Annotated in this window: 9 protein-coding genes; 6 read left to right on the top strand and 3 right to left on the bottom strand. The window is 44.2% G+C overall.

The features are described 5' to 3' along the window. The 6 genes from RM811_RS07110 to RM811_RS07085 all read left to right on the top strand — a co-directional run. A partial coding sequence (locus tag RM811_RS07110; protein WP_402522292.1) for a hypothetical protein occupies positions 1-258 on the top strand: 258 nt, incomplete at its 5' end. 2 nt (positions 259-260) lie between these two features. Next, positions 261-875 carry a VVA0879 family protein gene (locus RM811_RS07105; RefSeq protein ID WP_402522290.1) on the top strand — a complete coding sequence of 205 codons (615 nt, stop codon included), beginning with the start codon at positions 261-263 and terminating at the stop codon, positions 873-875. Between the two features lie 60 nt (positions 876-935). Continuing rightward, positions 936-1,127, top strand: a complete 192-nt coding sequence (locus RM811_RS07100; RefSeq protein ID WP_402522288.1) for a hypothetical protein — start codon at positions 936-938, stop codon at positions 1,125-1,127. A gap of 54 nt (positions 1,128-1,181) precedes the next feature. Then, the gene (locus tag RM811_RS07095) at positions 1,182-1,451 is read left to right on the top strand and encodes a hypothetical protein (RefSeq protein WP_402522286.1); all 270 of its coding nucleotides are present in this window, start codon (positions 1,182-1,184) and stop codon (positions 1,449-1,451) included. A gap of 70 nt (positions 1,452-1,521) precedes the next feature. Beyond that, complete coding sequence (locus tag RM811_RS07090; protein ID WP_402522284.1) at positions 1,522-1,695, top strand: hypothetical protein; 174 nt, start codon at positions 1,522-1,524, stop codon at positions 1,693-1,695. 80 nt (positions 1,696-1,775) lie between these two features. After that, complete coding sequence (locus tag RM811_RS07085) at positions 1,776-1,943, top strand: hypothetical protein (RefSeq protein WP_402522282.1); 168 nt, start codon at positions 1,776-1,778, stop codon at positions 1,941-1,943. Positions 1,944-1,987: 44 nt separating this feature from the next. Here the strand turns inward: RM811_RS07085 and RM811_RS07080 are convergent, their stop codons facing one another. From RM811_RS07080 to RM811_RS07070, 3 genes are all read right to left on the bottom strand, one after another. After that, positions 1,988-2,221 carry a hypothetical protein gene (locus tag RM811_RS07080; RefSeq protein WP_402522280.1) on the bottom strand — a complete coding sequence of 78 codons (234 nt, stop codon included), beginning with the start codon at positions 2,219-2,221 and terminating at the stop codon, positions 1,988-1,990. Continuing rightward, a complete protein-coding gene (locus RM811_RS07075) occupies positions 2,218-2,379 on the bottom strand; it encodes a hypothetical protein (RefSeq protein ID WP_402522278.1) in 162 nt (53 codons plus the stop codon). The genes RM811_RS07080 and RM811_RS07075 overlap by 4 nt, the downstream gene beginning before the upstream one ends. 153 nt (positions 2,380-2,532) lie before the next feature. Beyond that, the coding region (locus tag RM811_RS07070) for a S24 family peptidase (protein ID WP_402522276.1) at positions 2,533-3,046 on the bottom strand (514 nt) is incomplete at its 5' end.

Below are 3,046 nucleotides of genomic sequence, written 5' to 3'. Positions count from 1 at the left end.
AGGGCCTACCATGCAAAAAACGCTGAAAAAATCCGGGCGAGACAAAAAGCGGCCTACGATAAAAGAACCAAAGCGAGACCGGCAAAAGAAAAGCTGGTAAGGAAAAAGAAAAACATCACCTACAGCAACCCGGACAAGCCGCTAGATCCTACCTACCCCAAACGCTCGGTAACAGCTGCCGACCGGAAAAGCCTGATGATAAGACGACGCATAGAAGACTGGCTGCTGGCCAAAGAACTGGGGATTGAAAAATTTTAACCATGAACACCATAACGCTTGATGAGCTTAAAACAATCTTGAAAGCCCAAGATGTAGAAAACCCAGAACATTACCAGTTTATTTGTCCAAGTTGCAAAACAGTACAAACAGCACAAGATTTGATTGACGCCGGGGCTGGAGAAACATTTGATGAAGTACAAAAGTACCTGGCCTTTTCTTGCATTGGTCGTTTTACAGAAGACAAAGGCTGCGACTGGACATTGGGAGGTTTATTTCAAATCCACAAAGTTGAAGTGTTATTTGAAGATGGTACAAATCGCCCCATTTTTGAGCCAGTGGGATACTCGGGGTCAGCAAAAACTGGGGTCACAAAAACTGGAAAACTGAAAACTGGGGTCAAATATTCAAGACCTGACCCCATTCTTACGGTTGTTATACGTTTGGAGGTAGGAATGCCAAAAAAGAAAGAAGTGGTTGTTAGGGAGTTCCTGTTTCGAGGTTTTGAGCCATGTTCAGACGGACACTGCGTAATCAAAAAGCCAGAAGGAATGAGAACTAATGCCGGTTGTGGTTGCATCTTGAGTATGAGCAGGCTTCAACTGGGCCTTTTATCAAGTCGGCTGCAAGTAATAGTGGATGAAGTAGTTACCGTATAACCTCCGCTTCAACGGCGAAGTCCGTTGTAAGCTCTTGTTATGCGTGACACTGGAGGAATAATGAAAGCGAGCGACCAAAAGAAAATAATGATACTCGGTAAACTTCAAGCACTTCATAGCGCAATGAATACTGAGTTACCCGAAGATAAAGAATTGCGTGAGAAGTTTTTCAAAGCAAAGCGGCTGCTGTTTGAGGTGTTAGACAAACACTGGGATGACTGCAACAAACTATTAAGTGATCCCTACGCATAACCCCTGCTTGAGCGGCGCGGAGCGTCCGCTCTTAGCTGTTGTTATGCCAGAGCCATGAATTTCAAAGAAGGAAGAAAAAATACCATGGAAAAAATAATTGTAACTAAAGAAGAACAGCGAGCTATCCGGGCATTAAAGCGGCTTGCTAAAAAATGGCCGGATAGTATTAGTCTGTTTTCGTGGAGCGGAACACTTTGCGTAATGAAAAGGGATTCAACTGGTTTGCTTGCGGAAATAGACGCGATACAAGGAATAGATAACGATGGCGGATGCCCTGGCTACGAGACTGAAGTTAATAAAGAAGTTGAGATTGAATACGCATAACCTCCGCTTGAGCGGCGCAGTCCGCTCGAAGCTGTTGTTAGGCGGGAACTGAGAACTAAAGGAGAAAACTATGACCGAATCACAGAGAGAGGAACATCAGCGTAAAGTTTGTGACTTAGCTGATAAATTTTTAGATGGGGCGAGAGCTAAAGGCGAACCATTTAGTGAGGGACTCAGTAATTGGGCATTAAGTAAGGCAGAGCAAGAACTGGGAAGCACTCCACACAATACTAAGTCTGATTAATTCGCATAACCTCTGCTTCAACGGCGCGGAGCGTCCGTTTGTAAGCTGTTGTTATGCGTGATACCTGATAAGGAGTGAATATGACAAAAGCAGAATTAATAAAAGCACTGGAACAATTCGATGATGACTCTGTTGTAATTTGCATGGATGAAAGAGGTGGATGGGACAATATAGCAACTGTAGTTAAAAACGGGGGGGGGAGTATCGTTATTGTTTTTGGTGGCGGCTCGCCATTCAGTGATGAGTAACGCATAACACCTTGCTTATGCGAAAGTAGATTCACATAAGCAAATTATTGAACAGCAAGAAGAGAATAAATCTTATCCATGGTTTCCCTGGACTGACTTTTGCGGTTGATGATCGGTTGTCCGTGTTGGACCAAACGCCAAAAGGCCCGATCTTTGTCAGATCGGACCGCATAGTATTTTTGTAGATCCCCGCTTTCAGGATCTTTGCAGACTAGATAAAGCGAACCGTAGTGGATGCGTTCGCTGATTATCTGGTTTTCTATATCTTTTATGATCATGCAGCCTTGCTTTCATTAACCGCTATCAGTTTGTGGCGAGTAACGCCCTTTCTTTTCCAGTCTGCTACCAATGCAGCAGCCAGCTTAACGTCATCCGGGCAATTCACATTGTATTCAAGTTTCAGACCGGTACTGTTTTTTGAGGCTCTGCTGTACATATATAACACCTTAGTATAATGCAAATGATCCGTTTGCGTGATCAGTAAGATCAGGTGTTATATGAACAGATAATAGTTGACTGGTCAATCAGGAAAATGATTTTTATGATTATTTTTGGTATTTTCCTGATTGACTGGTCGATATGAGGGGAGTTAGATCAGGGATTCACTAATGACGGTGCTTATGATGGTGCCTAAGTACGTGAACGATTGGACGGTGCCGACTTCGATCAGGGGGAGTTGTGGCTGTAGTGGGGAAAGGAACCAGGAATCAGACGCATGTTGTAACTGTCTGACCATGGTTCGCCCATCGGTCAATCGACAAAGGATCTTATGGCCGGTGATCATTTCTTTATCAGGATCTATGACCACTATTGAACCCGTTGGGCAACCCGGCTGAGAATCGGTGTGATTGAGACTATAAGCAAACAGTTTGTTACCAGTACTGTAAAGTGCAGGCACCCAGTTTAGGCCGCAGGTATCGACACTGGCAGGATTAGTCAGCCAGGTATCCAATAGGTCTTTGGTGAGAACCGGTACAGAGAGAAATTGAGGCGCAGCAGCGGATATCTGTAATGCCTCGATAGGTAATTTAAAAGCAGCCGCCAGCTTTAACAGTATTTTTTGTGAGGGTGGTGTCGTACTTTTCAGTATCCGGTTGACGTTG

Source organism: Endozoicomonas sp. (assembly GCF_031844845.1).
GTDB lineage: Bacteria > Pseudomonadota > Gammaproteobacteria > Pseudomonadales > Endozoicomonadaceae > Endozoicomonas.
The sequence above is the reverse complement of the archived record's forward strand: the minus strand, read 5'-3'. Positions and strand labels throughout refer to the sequence as shown.

What these genes read in the sequence shown, in the direction of transcription:
- RM811_RS07105 (WP_402522290.1), top strand. Translation starts at nt 261, where the DNA reads ATGAACACCATAACGCTTGATGAGCTTAAAACAATCTTGAAAGCCCAA.
- RM811_RS07100 (WP_402522288.1), top strand. Translation starts at nt 936, where the DNA reads ATGAAAGCGAGCGACCAAAAGAAAATAATGATACTCGGTAAACTTCAA.
- RM811_RS07095 (WP_402522286.1), top strand. Translation starts at nt 1,182, where the DNA reads ATGAATTTCAAAGAAGGAAGAAAAAATACCATGGAAAAAATAATTGTA.
- RM811_RS07090 (WP_402522284.1), top strand. Translation starts at nt 1,522, where the DNA reads ATGACCGAATCACAGAGAGAGGAACATCAGCGTAAAGTTTGTGACTTA.
- RM811_RS07085 (WP_402522282.1), top strand. Translation starts at nt 1,776, where the DNA reads ATGACAAAAGCAGAATTAATAAAAGCACTGGAACAATTCGATGATGAC.
- RM811_RS07080 (WP_402522280.1), bottom strand. Translation starts at nt 2,221, where the DNA reads ATGATCATAAAAGATATAGAAAACCAGATAATCAGCGAACGCATCCAC.
- RM811_RS07075 (WP_402522278.1), bottom strand. Translation starts at nt 2,379, where the DNA reads ATGTACAGCAGAGCCTCAAAAAACAGTACCGGTCTGAAACTTGAATAC.